16 protein-coding genes are annotated in these 16036 nt (G+C 61.4%); 7 read left to right on the top strand and 9 right to left on the bottom strand.

Annotation, left to right across the window (positions count from 1 at the left end; all coding sequences use genetic code 11):
- Positions 1 to 33: 33 nt before the first annotated feature.
- Positions 34 to 462: a MarR family winged helix-turn-helix transcriptional regulator gene (locus A0U94_RS13235; RefSeq protein WP_077803639.1), complete on the top strand. Its 429-nt coding sequence runs from the start codon at positions 34 to 36 to the stop codon at positions 460 to 462.
- A gap of 35 nt (positions 463 to 497) precedes the next feature.
- On the opposite strand, the gene speE is transcribed toward A0U94_RS13235, so the two are convergent.
- From speE to miaA, 6 genes are all read right to left on the bottom strand, one after another.
- Positions 498 to 1370, bottom strand: a complete 873-nt coding sequence (gene speE / locus A0U94_RS13230) for a polyamine aminopropyltransferase (RefSeq protein WP_077803638.1) — start codon at positions 1368 to 1370, stop codon at positions 498 to 500.
- Positions 1371 to 1433: 63 nt separating this feature from the next.
- Positions 1434 to 1913 (bottom strand): adenosylmethionine decarboxylase, encoded by a 480-nt coding sequence (gene speD, locus A0U94_RS13225; RefSeq protein ID WP_077803637.1) that lies wholly within the window; start codon positions 1911 to 1913, stop codon positions 1434 to 1436.
- A gap of 341 nt (positions 1914 to 2254) precedes the next feature.
- Positions 2255 to 3274 carry a ketol-acid reductoisomerase gene (gene ilvC / locus A0U94_RS13220; RefSeq protein ID WP_062030597.1) on the bottom strand — a complete coding sequence of 340 codons (1020 nt, stop codon included), beginning with the start codon at positions 3272 to 3274 and terminating at the stop codon, positions 2255 to 2257.
- Positions 3274 to 3801, bottom strand: a complete 528-nt coding sequence (gene ilvN, locus A0U94_RS13215) for an acetolactate synthase small subunit (protein WP_062030599.1) — start codon at positions 3799 to 3801, stop codon at positions 3274 to 3276. The genes ilvC and ilvN overlap by 1 nt, the downstream gene beginning before the upstream one ends.
- On the bottom strand, positions 3801 to 5594 hold the full coding sequence (ilvB, locus tag A0U94_RS13210; RefSeq protein WP_143412350.1) for a biosynthetic-type acetolactate synthase large subunit: 1794 nt from the start codon (positions 5592 to 5594) through the stop codon (positions 3801 to 3803). The genes ilvN and ilvB overlap by 1 nt, the downstream gene beginning before the upstream one ends.
- Positions 5595 to 5624: 30 nt before the next feature.
- Positions 5625 to 6617, bottom strand: coding sequence for a tRNA (adenosine(37)-N6)-dimethylallyltransferase MiaA (gene miaA / locus A0U94_RS13205; protein WP_077803635.1), 993 nt, complete (start codon positions 6615 to 6617; stop codon positions 5625 to 5627).
- A gap of 41 nt (positions 6618 to 6658) precedes the next feature.
- On the opposite strand from miaA, the gene serB reads away from it, so the two are divergent.
- A complete protein-coding gene (serB, locus tag A0U94_RS13200; protein ID WP_077803634.1) occupies positions 6659 to 7552 on the top strand; it encodes a phosphoserine phosphatase SerB in 894 nt (297 codons plus the stop codon).
- 68 nt (positions 7553 to 7620) lie between these two features.
- Here the strand turns inward: serB and A0U94_RS16265 are convergent, their stop codons facing one another.
- Positions 7621 to 8238, bottom strand: a complete 618-nt coding sequence (locus A0U94_RS16265) for a hypothetical protein (RefSeq protein ID WP_198945445.1) — start codon at positions 8236 to 8238, stop codon at positions 7621 to 7623.
- A gap of 112 nt (positions 8239 to 8350) precedes the next feature.
- Positions 8351 to 8896: a DUF721 domain-containing protein gene (locus tag A0U94_RS13190; protein WP_062107111.1), complete on the bottom strand. Its 546-nt coding sequence runs from the start codon at positions 8894 to 8896 to the stop codon at positions 8351 to 8353.
- Between the two features lie 10 nt (positions 8897 to 8906).
- Between A0U94_RS13190 and mutY the strand changes: the two genes are divergently transcribed.
- From mutY to A0U94_RS13175, 3 genes are all read left to right on the top strand, one after another.
- Positions 8907 to 9965: an A/G-specific adenine glycosylase gene (gene mutY, locus A0U94_RS13185; RefSeq protein ID WP_077803632.1), complete on the top strand. Its 1059-nt coding sequence runs from the start codon at positions 8907 to 8909 to the stop codon at positions 9963 to 9965.
- On the top strand, positions 9962 to 10603 hold the full coding sequence (locus A0U94_RS13180; protein ID WP_149026774.1) for a hypothetical protein: 642 nt from the start codon (positions 9962 to 9964) through the stop codon (positions 10601 to 10603). The genes mutY and A0U94_RS13180 overlap by 4 nt, the downstream gene beginning before the upstream one ends.
- Before the next feature lie 573 nt (positions 10604 to 11176).
- Positions 11177 to 12868 carry an alpha-keto acid decarboxylase family protein gene (locus A0U94_RS13175; RefSeq protein WP_077803630.1) on the top strand — a complete coding sequence of 564 codons (1692 nt, stop codon included), beginning with the start codon at positions 11177 to 11179 and terminating at the stop codon, positions 12866 to 12868.
- A 92-nt stretch (positions 12869 to 12960) separates the two neighbouring features.
- Here A0U94_RS13175 and A0U94_RS13170 read toward each other — a convergent pair whose 3' ends face one another.
- Positions 12961 to 14025 (bottom strand): transporter, encoded by a 1065-nt coding sequence (locus A0U94_RS13170; RefSeq protein WP_062032587.1) that lies wholly within the window; start codon positions 14023 to 14025, stop codon positions 12961 to 12963.
- 242 nt (positions 14026 to 14267) lie between these two features.
- Between A0U94_RS13170 and A0U94_RS13165 the strand changes: the two genes are divergently transcribed.
- Both A0U94_RS13165 and ahcY read left to right on the top strand, forming a co-directional pair.
- Positions 14268 to 14630, top strand: coding sequence for a hypothetical protein (locus A0U94_RS13165; protein ID WP_077803629.1), 363 nt, complete (start codon positions 14268 to 14270; stop codon positions 14628 to 14630).
- 94 nt (positions 14631 to 14724) lie between these two features.
- Positions 14725 to 16020 carry an adenosylhomocysteinase gene (gene ahcY / locus A0U94_RS13160; protein WP_062107190.1) on the top strand — a complete coding sequence of 432 codons (1296 nt, stop codon included), beginning with the start codon at positions 14725 to 14727 and terminating at the stop codon, positions 16018 to 16020.
- Positions 16021 to 16036 lie beyond the last annotated feature (16 nt).

Raw genomic sequence — 16036 nt, 5'->3', positions numbered from 1 at the left:
ATGTATTCTATCCACATGATCCCCGGAATCCGCATGACCGTCCCCTCTCCCCTGAGCGCCCTGACCACCCGCAACACCAGGCTCTTCACACTCCTGCTGGAACGCGAACTCAAAAAGACCGGCCTCCGGATCGGCCAGCTCCCCGTGTTGCAGGCTTTGCAGGACGGAAAGACCCTCAATCAGAAAGCGCTCGCGGATTTTGCGGATATCGAACAGCCGGGCATGACGACACTTCTCGCCCGGATGGAACGCGACGACCTGATCCGGCGCGAACCAGACCCAACAGACCGCCGCAGCACACTGGTCACACTGACACTGGACGGTCAGCGGAAAAGCCGGAATATCGTTCCTGTTATGGAACATTTAACCGACACAGCACTCAAGGGGTTTACACCCCTCGAACGCGATATTCTCGTAACACTTCTGGAACGGATCAACAGCAGCCTGAAAGAGCAGCTGTAACCGCCTGCCCCTTTAAGGAAGAGGCAGGCGCGGGATCATTTTCCGGTCTTCGGAAGATGCTCGGCAATATAAGGCGGCAGGTTGAACGCCCCGACATGGATCGCCGGCGTCCAGTAGCGCGTCGTACCCACGATCTTCGCAGCATCCGCACGGGCGCGGATCTGCTCGACCGTCTGCGTGTTCGGTGCCTGCCCCTTGGAGGCCACACCCAGCGTCATGAACCCGCCGACATAGGTCGGAACAGCCGCCACATACGCACCGACATGCGGGAAGAACTTCGCACGACGCAGGCTCGTCTCATGCAGTTCATCCGCCTGCATGAACGGAACGCCACACTGGTTCACGATCAGACCTTCGTCCGACAGGATGCGCGCGCAGTTGCTGTAGAACTCATCCGTGAACAGCACTTCGCCCACACCGATCGGATCGGTGCTGTCGACGATGATCACATCAAACGCGCCATCAGCCGCCTTCAGAACATAGTCGATGCCGTCGCCGACAATGACCTCGGCCCGCGGGTCGTTCCAGGCATCTCCGGCAATGTTCGGCAGATACTGCTTGGACAGCTCGATCACCGCACCGTCGATCTCGACCATGACAGCCTTCTCGACCGTCTCATGCTGCAACACGCGACGCAGAACGCCACCATCACCCGCACCGATGATCAGAACGCGCTTCGCACAGGGATGCGCCAGCAGCGGCACATGCGTCAGCATTTCCTGATAGACGAACTCGTCACGCTCGGTAATCTGGATAACGCCGTCCAGAACCAGCACGCGGCCGTGGCTGGAACTTTCGAACACCACCACATCCTGAAAGTCGGATTTTACCCGTGCGAGTTCGCGCGTAACGAGAAAACGCTGTCCCCAGTCCGGGTACAGTGTCTCGTTGAGCCATGTTTCAGCCATGGATCATCGTTTCCTTGTCGGAGTATATTGAAAAAGGGCCGGTGACCCGGCCCTTTCATCAGTTCAGACCGCTTTTGCGGCCTTGTCCTGCACGCGGCCGCGCCGCACGGCATCGACCTCGATCCGGCCGGCCTGGAACAGGCGCTGCATCACCGGAATCGACAGGTTCGGATCACACACGCCGCACATGAACACGTCCACAGCGGCATAATTCCGCTCCGGCCACGTGTGGATCGAAATATGGCTTTCCGCCAGCACGATCACGCCCGACACGCCGCCATTGGGCGTGAAGTGGTGAAAATGGCTGTGCAGGATCGTCGCGCCAGCCGCAACCGCAGCTTCGCACAGCGTTTCATCAATCCGCGTCGGATCATCGAGATTCCGGGCGTCCCAGAAATCGATCAGCAGGTGATTGCCAGCAAAACGCTCGCCATCACGCTCAATGAAGTAATCCTTGCGCTCATCTTCAACAAAGTGAGCGTCGCTGTTCTGGATATCTCTCGGGAATTCCGATACCATCCCCAGTTGAGCAAGTGCGTTCATCACGTACCCCCAAACCAGTAGACAGCCTGTTGGGCAAAAAATGCCCCCTTGGGCCAGGAAGCGCGCTAGTTAGCGGCCCCTCCCCCCTGATGCAAGCACTTTATGGGGCGATTCCCCAATATGTCACATATCTCCCCCGCCGCATGTCCCCATTGCATGAGAAAGAGGTTTTCCCTTTCCTGCACACAGGGCTGGAACGCGGAAAATTCTTGAATCCAAGACCCCGCATACAGTTCGGGCGCCGGATCTGCGGGAAACGAATCCCACACATCCCGACGCCCGACAGACGATGATACGTCCCGTTTCCGGGAAGCCGAATCCGGCCTCCCGAACCCGCCTGATCAGTTCTTGCTCTTGTCGACCAGCTTGCCCTTGGCAATCCACGGCATCATCGCACGCAGCTTCTCACCGGTCTTTTCGATCTGATGCGCGTCGTTGCGGGCGCGGATGGCCTTGAAGCCAACGCCACCGGACTGGTTCTCAAGGATGAAGTTGCGAACGAACGTGCCGTCCTGAATGTCCGTCAGGACGCGCTTCATCTCAGCCTTGGTTTCCGCCGTGATGATGCGCGGACCCGTCACGTACTCGCCATACTCCGCAGTATTGGAGATGGAGTAGTTCATGTTGGAGATGCCACCTTCGTAGATCAGATCCACGATCAGCTTCATCTCGTGCAGGCACTCGAAATAAGCCATTTCCGGCGCATATCCACCTTCAACCAGCGTCTCGAAGCCGGCGCGGATCAGATCGACCACACCACCACACAGGACAGCCTGTTCGCCAAACAGATCGGTTTCGACTTCTTCCTTGAAGGTTGTCTCGATGATGCCTGCACGGCCGCCACCATTGGCGCTGGCATAGGACAGAGCGATTTCGAGCGCATTGCCCGAAGCATTCTGCGCCACGGCCACGAGGGACGGAACGCCACCACCACGCTGATATTCGGAACGGACCGTGTGGCCCGGGCCCTTCGGCGCGATCAGGAACACGTCCAGATCCGGACGGGCTTCAATGATGCGGAAATGGATGGACAGACCATGCGCGAAAGCAAGGGCTGCGCCCTGCTTCAGGTTCTTCTCAAGGCTGTCCTTGTACAGGGCGCCCTGGCCTTCATCCGGCGTCAGAACCATGACCACATCGGCCCACGCGGCTGCGTCTTCCGGGGACATGACTTTGAAACCGGCCTCTTCAGCCTTCTTGACGGCAGAAGACGTCGGACGCAGGCCGATAACGATGTCCGTCAGGCCGCTGTCCTTGAGGTTGTTGGCATGAGCGTGACCTTGGCTGCCATAGCCGATGATCGCGACTTTCTTGCTCTTGATCAGATTCAGATCGGCATCGCGATCATAATATACCCGCATCAGACAGGCTCCTTTTTAAGGTGAAAGACTGAAGGACCGCGCCCGATGGCGGCAATCCCGGTGCGCGAAACCTCGGCCAGACCAAGGGGGCGCATCAACTCGATGAACGCGTCGATCTTCTCGGGCGACCCCGTCAGCTCGAACACGAAACTCGTGGCCGTCGTATCCACGGGCCGCGCGCGGAACGAATCCGCAATGCGCAGGGCCTCCGTCCGGCGCTCGCCGGACGAGACGATCTTCACCAGCGCAAGCTCGCGGCCCACATACGGGCCTTCCTGCGTCAGGTCGCAGACGTCATGCACCGGGATCAGGCGCTTGAGCTGCGCCTTGATCTGCTGGATCACCATCGGCGTGCCCGACGTCAGCACCGTGATGCGCGAGAGCTTCTGCTCCGCATCCACCAGCGCCACCGTCAGGCTCTCGATGTTGTAGCCCCGGCCGGAAAACAGGCCCACCACGCGGGCCAGCGCGCCACTTTCGTCCTCGATCAGGACTGAAATGACCGAATTCTGGATCGTCTCCGTCATCAGACCAGCATCTTCCCTTCTTCGGTCAGTCCCGCCGCTTCGGAATCCTGATCCGGACCCAGCAGCATCTGGTTATGCGCCGCACCCGATGGAATCATCGGATAGCAGTTCTCGCCCTCGGCCACGCAGATATCGGCCACGACCGGCCCGTCATGCGCCAGCATCCGGCGGATCACGTCATCCAGCTCACCCACATGCGTCGCCCGCATCCCGGTCGCATGGAACGCCTCGGCCAGCTTCACGAAGTCCGGCAGCGCCTCGCTGTAGGACTGCGAATACCGCGAGCCATGAAGCAGTTCCTGCCACTGACGGACCATGCCCATATAGTGGTTGTTCAGGATGAAAATCTTCACCGGCAGGCGATACTGCGCGATCGTCCCCAGTTCCTGGATGTTCATGAGCGTGGACGCCTCACCGGCGATGTCGATCACCAGCGCATCCGGATGCGCCACCTGCGCGCCTACGGCAGCCGGCAGACCATAGCCCATCGTCCCCAGCCCACCCGACGTCAGCCAGCGGTTCGGCTTGTCGAACTGGAAGTGCTGGGCTGCCCACATCTGGTGCTGACCAACTTCGGTGGACACGAACGTATCGCGACCCGTTTCCTTCGCCAGCTCATACAGACGGCGAACCGCATGCTGCGGACGGATGACGGCAGACGGCGTCATGTCCTGCGTAAAGCCAAACCCGTCCACACTCCGCCAGGACGCAATCTGGTTCCACCAGGTCGACAGATCCGGCGCAGGGGTCTCCCCCCAGCCCTCGAGCAGCGCTTCAAGCGTATCGCGCACATCGCCTTCGATCCGCACATCCACCGGCACGATCTTGTCGATCTGGCTCGGGTCGATATCGGCATGAACCTTGAACGAATTGGGCGAGAACGCATCCACACGCCCCGTCACGCGGTCATCGAAACGCGACCCCAGAGCGATCAGCAGATCACAGCCATGCGTGGCCATGTTCGCCTCGACCGAACCGTGCATCCCCAGCATACCCAGGAACTGCGGATCAGGAGACGGAAACGCCCCCAGCCCCATCAGCGTGGATGTCACCGGGAAACCGGTCTTGCGCGCCAGACGACGCAGCAGGTCCGACGCTTCCGGCCCGGAATTGATGATGCCACCCCCCGTATAGAAGAGCGGGCGCTTCGCCGTCTTCATGGCTTCGAGGGTCCGGGCGATCGCCTCCGCATCCGGCCCACCCTGATGGCGCAGCCGCTGGAGGCGCGACAGTGCCGGCTTCGTCAACGGCGCCTTGCCAACCGTGATGTCCTTGGGCAGATCCACCAGAACCGGCCCCGGACGCCCCGAGCGTGCCACCTCGAACGCCTCACGCACGGTCTGCGCCAGTGTTCCGGGCTCCCGGACGAGATAGTTGTGCTTGGTCGCAGGGCGCGTGATGCCCGTCGTGTCAGCTTCCTGAAACGCATCATTGCCGATCAGCTTCGTCGGCACCTGTCCCGCCAGACAGACGAGCGGAATGGAATCCATCAGCGCGTCCACAAGCCCGGTCACGGCATTGGTCGCCCCCGGACCCGACGTCACCAGAACCACGCCAACCTTGCCCGTCGAGCGCGCATAGGCTTCCGCCGCATGAACGGCGGCCTGCTCATGACGCACAAGAATGTGTCGAATCCGGTCCTGCTTGAAAAGAGCATCGTAAATCGGAAGAACAGCCCCACCCGGATATCCGAATATGACCTCCACACCCTCTTCATCGAGAACGCGCAGAAGCACTTCCGCGCCATTCAGCGCCTCGTTGCCTGTTCCTGCGTCTCTTTCAGCAGCCGTCACCGTTTCCTCCCAAGGTATGAGCGGCGGGATTTAGGACGACAACGCGGCGGCGTCAACTCGTTCCGATATAAAGTTCTCTATTTTTTCATAATGACTTTCCGATTCTTGCGCAAAATGGGCATATCTGCGCAACGAAATCATCGCGTCACCCTCTTTTCCCAACGCATGATGCCGGAACCACGTCGCCTGCCGTCGCGTATAGCGCCCAATGGCAAGGACCGCGGATTTCCGCGCTTCCTCAAGCGTTTCCTCCCCCCGTAGAACGGCTGCCAGTTCAGGCACGCCATGCGCCCGCATGGCAGGCAGAACCGGATCGAGCCCCCGCTCCAGCAGACGGGACACTTCCTCCAGAGCTCCGGCCTCCAGCATCAGCCCGAATCTGGAATCGATCGCCCGGCGCAACCCCTCCCGCTCCGGATCAAGCTGCACCGACACAAACCGGCAGGACGCCGGCGGCAGACCCGGCTGCGACCGCCACCAGGCCAGTCCACGCCCCGTCCCCGTCCAGACCTCCCAGGCCCGCGAAATCCGCTGCGTATCGTTCGGACGCAGGCCGGACGCCGTTTCAGGATCAACCTGCATCAGCCGCCCATGCAGCACCTCCGGCCCGATCTCTTCCGCCAGCCCCCGCGCTTCGGTCCGCGCAGCGTCTCCGGGATCCGGCACCTCCACCAGACCATCCGTCAGCGCCCGCAGATACATCCCCGTCCCACCACACAGGACCGGCAAACGCCCCACGGCCCACGCCTCGTCCATTTCCCGCAGGGCTTCGGATCGCCACCAGGCCACACTGCCCGGCACAGCCGCATCCAGAACCCCATAAAGCCGGTGCGGGACGGCCGCCTCATCCACATCGTCGGGCCGGGCCGTCAGAATCCGCAGATCGCGGTAAACCTGCATGGAATCCGCGTTGATGACCGTGCCGTCAAAGCGTCGCGCGAGGTCGAGCGCCAGTGCCGACTTGCCGGAGCACGTCGGTCCGGCCACAATGATCGCAGTTTTTGTTGTCTTCGGGGCGTTCATTCTCCCCTCCTGCCACACGTGCCGGACCGTTACGAGATCTCATGTCCCTTCCTGCCGTCCTGACCCTCATCGCCGACCGGAAATCCGGTCCCCTCAAACCCGAGGCCATCGACATGGCCCGCGCGCTCGTCAAGGGCAACGCGCCCATCGTCCTGTCTCCGGGAGAAGCGGTAGACATTCCCTGCCCGCCGCCACGCCCCGGATCGGCCAACATCACCACGATCCGCGCAACACTCGCGCCCTATCGTGTCGACGCCCTGCTTCTCAAAACACGCGGTCGCCGCCGGGCCGTCCTCGTCGCGGACATGGACAGCACCATCGTCACGGGCGAAACGCTCGACGAACTGGCGGACCTTCTGGGCTGCGGCGAAGACGTCGCGGCCATCACCCGCGCTTCGATGAACGGCGAACTCGATTTCGAAACCGCGCTCGAACAGCGCGTGGCCCTTCTGGCCGGAAAACCTGCTTCTGTTCTCGAACAGGTCTGGGAGTCCGTCACCCTGACGGAAGGGGCCCGCGAACTCGTGCAGACCATGCGCAGGCATAATGGCCGCACAGCTCTCGTCTCGGGCGGCTTCACATGGTTCACCCAGCGCGTCGCCGAACTGTGCGGATTCGACGAGAATTACGGCAATGAACTGGAAATCGCAGACGGCAAAATCACCGGCCGTCTCGCTGGCCCGATCCTCGGTCCCGATGCCAAGCGCGACCACCTCGAACGCCTGACCTCAGAGCGCGGCGTACAGCTTCGTGCGGCTCTGACAACCGGCGACGGCGCCAACGACATCCCCATGCTCGCCAGCGCGGGTCTTGGTCTGGCCTTCCACGCCAAACCCAATGTCCGCCGCATCATTCCCACACAGATCAACTTCGCCAGCCTGCGCGCACATCTCTTCGCACAGGGCTACAGTGCAAAGGATTTCGTCACGGACTGACCGGACCTCAAACCCTGACGATACGAAAAAGCCGCCGGAGAGAGATTCTCCGGCGGCTTTTTTTTCGATCAGTATCCCCAGGTATAGGGCGGCACATTGGAATAGGATGGCACGGCATAACCAGGAGCATAGCCCGGCGCATAACCATATCCGCCGCCATACCCTCCACCATAACCATAAGGCGAGGCCTCGATCGCCATCCCGGTCGCGACGCCAAGACCAACACCAAGGCCCCAGCCGCCCCAGCCCCAGCCGCCGCCCCAGCCCGGCATCCCCCAGCCATAGCCAAACCAGCCTGGTCCACCCCAGCCGTTCCAACCACCCCAGCCCGGATAGCCCCAACCGCCAAAGCGAGGGCCACCCCAGCCTCCGCCCCAGCCGCCACCACGGAACCCCCATCCGGGACGGCCACCGCCATAGCCACCACCACCCCAGCCTCCACGATATCCACCGCCGCCGGGCGGGCCGCGAAACCCGCCGCCACCGCCCGGACCACCATGAAAACCGCCCCCCATACCGCCGGGTCCCATACCACCACCGTGAAAGCCCCCGCCGGGCCCTCCGCCGCCGCCATGAAAACCTCCGCCCCCCGGACCTCCCCCATGCTGGGCAAAAGCGGGAACGGAAATCGTGGATGCCAGCAAGGCCAGCATCAGTGCGGCGGCCGGTCTGTTTGTGAAGGTCATGGCAAGTCTCCTGCGGGAAAGCCCGATCATGTTTTCCATATCGGCATTACCAGATCGTGTAGGAAGAGGGCTTTCCATGACGAAACAACTTGTTTCACGTGAAACACTTCCGTCACTTTCGCCTGCGCTTCGCGCCCAGATGCCCGCCCAGGCTTTCCAGCGCCAGACGAAGCTCCTCGTCCTCGATATCCGGTACTTCGATCTGCAACGGTTTCGGACGCTTCGGCGTCGGTCGCTCGAACGCCACCAGATCCTGAACAATCTTCAGACGCTCGATCCCATACTCGCCCCGCAGCCCACAGGCCACATTGATGCGCTCGATGATCTGCGGCGCCAGATGCTGAAGCTCCATCGCGATCGGCCCCGCACAGGCCAGCGTCAGCGTCCCCGCAGACAGACGGCGCGGTTCGGTCTGTTTCCCCAGACGCGGGCCGACAAAATCCGCCCAGTCCATCATCAGACGCGCCAGAACCGGCGGCTTCTTCTTGAAGACTGGCTGCGTCAGCGCCTGCACGAAAGACCCGATCTGCTTCGTGCCCGAACGGCGCGGCGTCCAGTTACGATCAGGCGCGGGCACCCAGCCATCAGGCTCCTGCGCCGGTTTCTTTCGGGCCGTATTTCGTAACGGGCGCTTGTCCGAACCGCGATCCTTCGTCATATCCGTTCCCGTGACTCCTGATGCATCCGCCCTGCTGCGCTGGTACGACCACCACCGCCGCGCCCTTCCCTGGCGCAGCCTGCCCGGCCAGCGCCCGGATCCGTACGCCGTCTGGCTGAGCGAGATCATGCTCCAGCAGACAACTGTCAAAGCCGTCATATCCTATTACGAGCGCTTTCTCACGCATTACCCCACAGTTCAGGATCTCGCAGCGGCTCCGCTCGAAGATGTCCTGCATCTCTGGGCCGGCCTCGGCTACTATGCCCGTGCCCGCAATCTCCATGCCTGTGCGAAACGCGTCTCCGAACGCGGCGGTTTCCCAGACACGGTCACAGAGTTGCTGACCCTTCCCGGAATCGGCGCCTACACAGCCCGCGCCATCGCCGCCATCGCCTTTGGACGCCCCGTTGTCCCCGTTGACGGCAATGTCGAACGCGTCACGGCCCGCCTCAACGCAACCGAAGAGCCGCTCCCGGCTGCACGCCCCCTTCTGGCAAAACAGGCCGCGCTCCTGAACGCCGACCCTGTCGCACAAAGCCGCCCGTCAGACTTCGCTCAGGCCCTGTTCGACCTCGGCGCAACGATCTGCACGCCCCGCAACCCTGCATGCCTGACCTGCCCCTGGCAGACCTCCTGCATCGCCCATGCCCGCGGTATCGCGGCCCGACTCCCGGCCAAACAGCCCAAACAGACACGCCCCACCCGCTACGGCGCACATTTCCTCCTGCACGATTCCAACGGCCAGATCCTGCTGCGGACCCGCCCGCCCACAGGCCTTCTGGGTGGCATGGACGAACTGCCGGGAACAGACTGGCGCAGTACGCCCTGGAGCGAAGACGAAGCCCTCGCCCTCGCCCCCGGCCTGACCGACTGGACCCGCAGAGGCGAAATCCGCCATGTCTTCACCCATTTCACCCTGTTCCTCACGGTCTATGAGGCTTGCCTTCCACAGGGCCATAATGCAGGGATCGATTCCTCTTTCGGCACGTTCCGCTCAACGAAGCGCGCCGCGCTGCCCGGCGTCATGAAGAAATGTCTGGCCCTCACCCAACCGCCTCCGGAGACATGATGACTGAGACCCCTCCGACACTCCGCCTCTGGTTCATGGACTGGTTCGGCTGGATGCTCGATCATAATTCCCTGAAAGACGCGCTGTGCCGCACTCCTTTTCAGGAAGGCCGCCTTCCGGGCCTCAGCGCCAGCGTTCCGCTGCCTTTCCAGCTTCCCTGCCGTCCGCTACTGGAAAAACGGATTTCAATGCCCCGCCCCTTTCCCGAAATGGAACTGCGGGAACATGCCCCAAACCGCGTGGTCTTTTTCCTTCCACAGAGTGGAACCTATCTGAGAAGCGCCCCAACCGGCGCGGATTCGATAGATTTCGGAGCCCCCGAGCCAAGGGAATGGGAAACGTTCTTTCCCATGACAATGGAAATGCTGCGCGGGCTTTCCCTGATCCTGAAGCCAGACATCGTAAGCCTAAAAGACGACGCGGGACACAGCCTTCCCGCCCCCGCACTCCAGCACGGCTTCACCCTCCAGTTCGGTGACAGATCCCTCCCCCTGTTCCTGAATACGGCGGCCCTGATCCAGATCGGCCAGATCATGCCTGGAAACACCACCAGCCTCGCACTCACATGGAGCGCCGACGCCCCGCCAACTTCCGTCACCGCTTCCCGCGAAGCCCCCACCCAGCCGCCTTCCCCTTAAAAACAGCTCCTGATCCACAAGGCGCAGACATACCTCCTGCACGCCTTGCGGATCAGGAGATGCTCCGTTGCCTGTAATATTTGAACAAGACCTTTCTGGTCCCCATCGGTTCCACGGAAATTCCCTGTCTGTATTGGATTCTCCCTCATGAGAAAGGGTTTTTTCAATTAATTGTAATTTTTGATTGATGTCCTTCACAGACAGAATTTTTGTTCTAAACATTCATGCGTCTGGAGCAGACAGGTATTTCATACGAAGCCGGTCTGCTTTCCGGCTGTCATGGGAAGATATGTCGCCAACAGGTTCTTTTCTTGCCGCGTTCAGGGGCCGTCCTTACGGAACGGACCGTTTATTGTCTTATACTGTTCATTATTTAACGACAGACAATCGCTATCCCGGCCTTTACGATTTTCCACTCTCCCCTGACGGCACGTTACCCCCGACACCCTGCTCCAGACACCAGCCCGCAACCTGCCATCCGCCTGTCTCTGGTCAGATGACTGCATGGTCCTGTCAGCACGCCAGACCATCCAGTCATCTGACCGTCCCTATGGCTTCTGAGGTATCGAAATCATGACCTACACTGTCGGACATTATCTTTCCGAACGCCTGACGCAGATCGGCCTGAAGCACCATTTCGCCGTCGCGGGCGACTACAACCTCGTTCTGCTCGACCAGATGATCGAACAGGGCGGCACCAAGCAGATCTATGACTGCAACGAGCTGAACTGCAGCTTCGCCGCCGAAGGCTATGCCCGCGCCAATGGTGCCGCCGCAGCCATCATCACCTTCAGCGTCGGCGCGATTTCCGCCATGAACGGTCTGGGCGGCGCCTATGCCGAAAACCTGCCGATCCTCGTGATTTCCGGCGCGCCGAACACCAACGATCACGGTTCGGGCCATGTCCTGCACCACACGATCGGCACGACCGAATACAGCTACCAGATGGAAATGGCCAAACACGTTACCTGTGCGGCCGAAAGCATCACCTCCGCCGAGACAGCTCCGGCGAAGATCGACCATGTCATCCGCACCATGCTGCGCGAGAAGAAGCCGGCCTATCTCGAAATCGCCTGTAACGTCTCGGCCGCACCCTGTGTCCGTCCGGGTCCGGTGTCGTCCCTGCACGCCCACCCACGCCCCGACGAAGGCAGCCTCAAGGCCGCTCTGGACGAAAGCCTGAGCTTCCTCGACAAGGCCACCAAGGTCGCCATCCTCGTCGGCACCAAGCTGCGCGCCGCCGAAGCGCTCAAAGAAACCGTCGAACTGGCCGACAAGCTCGGCTGCCCCGTGACGGTCATGGCTGCCGCCAAGAGCTACTTCCCCGAAACGCATCCCGGCTTCCGGGGCGTCTACTGGGGCGATGTCAGCAGCCCCGGTGCCCAGGAGATCATCGAAGGCGCCGACGCCGTGATCTGCCTTGCTCCCGTCTGGAACGACTACTCCTCGGGCGGCTGGCAGAGCATCATCCGCGGCGAAAAGGTTCTCGAAATCGATCCGGACCGTGTGACCGTCAACGGCAAGACCTTCGACGGCTTCCGCCTCAAGGAATTCGTCAAGGCCCTGACCGAGAAGGCCCCGAAGAAGTCCGCAGCCCTGACCGGCGAATACAAGCCCGTCATCCTGCCCAAGGCCGATCAGGCCAAGCCGCTGACCAACGACGAAATGACCCGCCAGATCAACGATCTGGTCGACGGCAACACCACCCTTTTCGCCGAGACCGGCGACTCATGGTTCAACGCCATGCGCATGCATCTTCCCGAAGGTGCGAAGGTCGAGACGGAAATGCAGTGGGGCCATATCGGCTGGTCCGTTCCGTCCATGTTCGGCAACGCCACCGGCTCGCCGGAGCGCAAGCATGTGCTGATGGTTGGTGATGGCTCCTTCCAGCTCACCGCGCAGGAAGTGGCCCAGATGGTCCGCTACGAACTGCCGGTCATCATCTTCCTGGTGAACAACCACGGCTACGTCATCGAAATCGCCATCCATGACGGCCCGTACAACTACATCCAGAACTGGGATTACGCCGCTCTGATGCAGTGCTTCAACCAGGGCGTCCCCGGCGAGGAAAGCGGCAAGTACGGTCTCGGCCTGCATGCCACGACGGGCGAAGAACTGGCCGAAGCCATCGCCAAGGCCAAGAAGAACACCCGTGGCCCGACGCTCATCGAGTGCAAGCTCGACCGGACGGACTGCACCAAGACACTGGTCCAGTGGGGCAAGGCCGTTGCAGCCGCAAACTCCCGCAAGCCCCAGAACACCTGATCAACACCTGACCACAAACAGGTCTCCAAAGAAAAACCCCCGTGTCAGACACGGGGGTTTTTCTTTTGTACCACATGAAAACCTGACGACCGTCAGAGCAGACGCGCGACCTTCATGAACAGAAACGTCACGCTCATGAAGACGAAACAGACAATGCCTGCCTCCACGGTCCCCAGCGATCCCTGAGCCAGAAACATCCCGCCGGTATTCATGCCGAAGAACCCGGTTACGAATGTCGCGGGCAGCATCAACGTGGTCCCGACGGAAACGATATACAGCCGCCGGTTGGTCTCTTCCGCCTGATTGGACCCGAGTTCGTCCTGCAACGACCGCGCACGGTCCTGAAGCGCGATCAGATCGTCCAGAGCCGCATGAACCTGCCGTTCCGCCCGGTCCCGCAGTTCATCCTCGGCCCAGTCCGGAAGATCCAGATCTTCGTCTTTCAGAACACGGTCGATCGGCGTCACAACCCGGCGCAGCTCGGTCGCACGACGGCGCACCTTGCCCACGATACTACCCAGATGCCCCAGATCGGAGCGATGCTCGATCAGCAGAAGCACATCTTCCGCCCGGTCCAGCTCATCATCCAGATGCCCGAGCTGACGCCGCACGGTCCCAGTAAATTCCCGCAAGGCACGATCAATGATCCCCGCAGGCGTCCTGGGGATCTGATCCGGCCGCAGGGAACGATAGGCCGCTCCCAGCACCGGAATGGGATTGCGCCGCGTCGTAATCAGCAGATCCGGGCGCATCGCAAAGCGCCAGGCACAGATCTCCCGGTCTTCTTCAGACAGCGCATCGTCAAAGGCGGGCAGCGCCCCCCAGATCAGATCCTCGAACGCCTCAAGCGCAATCCCATATTCTGTCTCGGCCAGCATCGCGCAGACGTCTTCGGGCAGATCTGGCAGATGTGCGACATACCCCCTCGCCGAACTATGCACCGTATCGAAATGCAGCCAGTACCAGCCTTCGTTCTCAAGCGGACGTCCCGGCGCCAGGAGCGCCTCCACCTCGGCCGATCCCAGCGTCCGCAGATCCTGCCCTGGAACGGCATGTACGGCCCAGACAAGCCCGTTTGCGAACGCAGGCGCGCCGGTTTCCTGATGCTGTGGGTCCAGAACCGTGAAGGGGAAGTTGTAGGCAGTGCTGTCTGACACGACATCCTCCTGTTTTCAGGGGGTTCAGGACCGGCAGAACCGGCATGCAGGTTCAACAGAAACGACGGGGCAACGCGCCCTCTCCGGCTTCTCGCATGCCCTGCATACAGACGCAATATACCCGTCTTTCCGCACCGAAACCGTCCCGCGAATGCAACTCCACCCCAAACAGACAGTTAAAACACCATATCGCAATGAGTCAGCCCTGACACACGGGCACGCTCCTCCGGAAAGGAACATTCATGTCCATCCGCACAGCTTTCTTCGCCAGCAGCCTCCTGCTCGGCACTGCAATCGCTGCTCCTGCAATGGCCCAGGCGGTCAGCGCTCCCAGCAACGACCAGCCACAGAGCTCGACCTCTGCGATCCAGAAAGCGCAGAACTCCACGGTCAGCCAGCCGAACAACGCCCTGCCAACCAACCCGCGCACCATAACCGAACAGCCGGACCAGCCCGCTCCCGCCGCGCCCAGCCCCATGACCCGCAGTACGAACGAAACGGGCCCCGTCCCGTCGGACCAGAAGGACGTGCACAAGCTTCCCGGCAAGCATCATCACACGCATAAAAAGACGCCTGCTCCGAGCAAGACGTCGTCGCCGGAATAAGACGGAAAAGCCTATTGCCGGGCCCGCCCTTTCCGCGGGTCCGCCAAGCCTTTATACAGGCAGCCATCCAAAGATGGGCAGCAAGGGCCATTTCATGACGACGCAGGATTACAAGGTTCGCGACATTACTCTGGCAGACTGGGGCCGCAAGGAAATCTCCATCGCCGAAGGCGAAATGCCGGGCCTGATGGCTCTTCGCGAAGAGTACAAGGACACACAGCCGCTCAAGGGTGCACGCATCGCCGGCTGTCTGCATATGACCATCCAGACCGCCGTTCTGATCGAGACACTGATCGACCTCGGTGCCACGGTCCGCTGGTCCTCGTGCAACATCTTCTCCACGCAGGATCACGCCGCCGCCGCCATCGCCGCAGCGAACATCCCCGTCTTCGCCTGGAAGGGCCTGACGGAAGAGGAGTTCAACTGGTGCATCGAGCAGACCATCCACGGTCCCGATGGCTGGACGCCGAACATGATCCTCGATGATGGTGGCGACCTCACCATCATGATGCACGACAAGTACCCCGAAATGCTCAAGGACGTGCGCGGCATTTCCGAAGAGACGACAACGGGCGTGCATCGTCTGTGGGAAATGTCCAAGAAGGGCACGCTGAAGGTTCCGGCCATCAACGTGAACGACAGCGTCACGAAGTCCAAGTTCGACAACCTGTATGGCTGCCGCGAGAGCCTCGTGGACGCGATCCGTCGCGGCACGGACGTCATGATGGCCGGCAAGGTCGCCGTGGTTGCCGGTTACGGCGACGTGGGCAAGGGCTCCGCTGCTTCCCTGCGCAACGCAGGCTGCCGCGTGCTCGTGACCGAAGTCGATCCGATCTGCGCTCTTCAGGCGGCCATGGAAGGCTATGAAGTCGTCACGATGGAAAACGCAGCGCCGCGCGGCGACATCTTCGTCACCTGCACCGGCAACGTGGACATCATCACGATCGACCATGTGCGCGAGATGAAGGACCGTGCAATCGTCTGCAACATCGGTCACTTCGACAGCGAAATCCAGGTCGAAGCCCTGCGCAACTACCGCTGGAACAACATCAAGCCACAGGTTGACGAAATCGAGCTGGCTCCGAACCGCCGCATCATCCTTCTGTCCGAAGGCCGTCTGGTGAACCTGGGCAACGCAACGGGCCACCCGTCCTTCGTGATGTCCGCATCCTTCACCAACCAGACCCTCGCGCAGATCGAACTGTGGACGGCAAAGCCCGGCCAGTACGAAGTCAAGGTCTACACCCTGCCGAAGTCTCTGGACGAGAAGGTCGCTGCCCTGCACCTCGCGAAGGTCGGCGCAGAACTTTCCAAAATGTCACAGAAACAGGCGGACTACATCGACGTTCCCGTCAACGGTCCGTTCAAGCACGAAGAATACCGCTACTAAGACGAGGCGGATCAGG

Origin of the sequence: Gluconobacter albidus (assembly GCF_002005485.1) — a bacterium.
In the GTDB taxonomy this organism is placed as follows: Bacteria; Pseudomonadota; Alphaproteobacteria; order Acetobacterales; family Acetobacteraceae; genus Gluconobacter; species Gluconobacter albidus.
The sequence above is the reverse complement of the archived record's forward strand: the minus strand, read 5'-3'. Positions and strand labels throughout refer to the sequence as shown.

What these genes read in the sequence shown, in the direction of transcription:
- ilvC (WP_062030597.1), bottom strand. Translation starts at nt 3,274, where the DNA reads ATGCGGGTATATTATGATCGCGATGCCGATCTGAATCTGATCAAGAGC.
- ahcY (WP_062107190.1), top strand. Translation starts at nt 14,725, where the DNA reads ATGACGACGCAGGATTACAAGGTTCGCGACATTACTCTGGCAGACTGG.
- A0U94_RS16265 (WP_198945445.1), bottom strand. Translation starts at nt 8,238, where the DNA reads ATGACCTTCACAAACAGACCGGCCGCCGCACTGATGCTGGCCTTGCTG.
- A0U94_RS13175 (WP_077803630.1), top strand. Translation starts at nt 11,177, where the DNA reads ATGACCTACACTGTCGGACATTATCTTTCCGAACGCCTGACGCAGATC.
- speE (WP_077803638.1), bottom strand. Translation starts at nt 1,370, where the DNA reads ATGGCTGAAACATGGCTCAACGAGACACTGTACCCGGACTGGGGACAG.
- A0U94_RS13165 (WP_077803629.1), top strand. Translation starts at nt 14,268, where the DNA reads ATGTCCATCCGCACAGCTTTCTTCGCCAGCAGCCTCCTGCTCGGCACT.
- miaA (WP_077803635.1), bottom strand. Translation starts at nt 6,617, where the DNA reads ATGAACGCCCCGAAGACAACAAAAACTGCGATCATTGTGGCCGGACCG.
- A0U94_RS13180 (WP_149026774.1), top strand. Translation starts at nt 9,962, where the DNA reads ATGATGACTGAGACCCCTCCGACACTCCGCCTCTGGTTCATGGACTGG.
- serB (WP_077803634.1), top strand. Translation starts at nt 6,659, where the DNA reads ATGTCCCTTCCTGCCGTCCTGACCCTCATCGCCGACCGGAAATCCGGT.
- A0U94_RS13190 (WP_062107111.1), bottom strand. Translation starts at nt 8,896, where the DNA reads ATGACGAAGGATCGCGGTTCGGACAAGCGCCCGTTACGAAATACGGCC.
- A0U94_RS13235 (WP_077803639.1), top strand. Translation starts at nt 34, where the DNA reads ATGACCGTCCCCTCTCCCCTGAGCGCCCTGACCACCCGCAACACCAGG.
- ilvN (WP_062030599.1), bottom strand. Translation starts at nt 3,801, where the DNA reads ATGACGGAGACGATCCAGAATTCGGTCATTTCAGTCCTGATCGAGGAC.
- speD (WP_077803637.1), bottom strand. Translation starts at nt 1,913, where the DNA reads ATGAACGCACTTGCTCAACTGGGGATGGTATCGGAATTCCCGAGAGAT.